This is a genomic window from Haladaptatus ordinarius (genome assembly GCF_054177595.1).
Map to the genome: position 1 here is coordinate 1 of NZ_JBPEHH010000280.1, position 931 is coordinate 931.

Below are 931 nucleotides of genomic sequence, written 5' to 3' on the forward strand. Positions count from 1 at the left end.
AGACGAACGATTCGAGCTCGGTGCGTTCCTCGTCTGAAAGATCAACCGTATACTCCTTGTTTACCATATCCTCTCTAACAGATTGTCTCTTAACAATCTATGGTTGACGAAGCACTAGGTGAATTTTCGCAGTCGGGACACTGCTTTGTGATGATCGGCGCCCAGATCCAGATTCCGTTCTCTCCTTCCTGGACGTGCCGATCGAACTCGGTTCGCCAGGTGTTGTACCCAGCGACCTTCGTCGCGTTCGGACACTGAAGGGCGATCAAGAGCGTATTCCGATGGGAGTAGTCATGGAATTTGGACTGGACATCTAACCAGTCCTGGAATTGCTGACTTGCTCTCGTCTCGTCAGTCAACGCAGTGAGGTCGTTGATCCAGTGTTCGATCGTGTTGTGTATCTCGCCGCGTCGGGTGTCGTATTCGTCAAACGACACCGCAGAGTCGGTACTCGTAGCTATTGGTCTTCAGATACGGACGCTTCTGTTGAGCGCCCCGCACCCTTCAGGGGCCAAAAAATCCATTTAGAGTCGTTTGATTCGAGTTAGTAGTATTTCTCAAACAACCTATCATCGATTCTGTGGAATTTCCGTGTAACGCAGGAATCGTACCGATATCGCGTGCTGTTCTTCGAGAGCGAGTGACTGTTGTCTGGTTCAGCGAGTCGGTCGAAGAAGCTATCTCTTTAAACAGGGGTCCAATAAAGGTGCCAATTCTTATTGCGTCGGGTGCGAAAGGACGGATGCTATGTCACTCTCCGCCATGGTGCGGCGGTGGTTGGCTGACGATGAGACTGTCGTGTACGAGTGCAGGCCATTCGTATTCGGTTAAGACGTAAAACCAGCATACAGTGCTGCATTCACCTCCTCAAGAAGCGTCTGGCGTGACGGAGCTGGTTGTCTCGCCTCTCGATACCACGTGTTCGGGAGAT

The 931-nt window shown here is 51.3% G+C and carries 1 pseudogene; it reads right to left on the reverse strand.

Features of this window, described 5'->3' with window-relative positions:
* Nucleotides 1–92: 92 nt before the first annotated feature.
* A pseudogene (locus tag ACR3FF_RS27195) lies at nt 93–461 on the reverse strand (ArdC-like ssDNA-binding domain-containing protein); the annotation flags it as partial.
* Between the last annotated feature and the right edge of the window lie 470 nt (nt 462–931).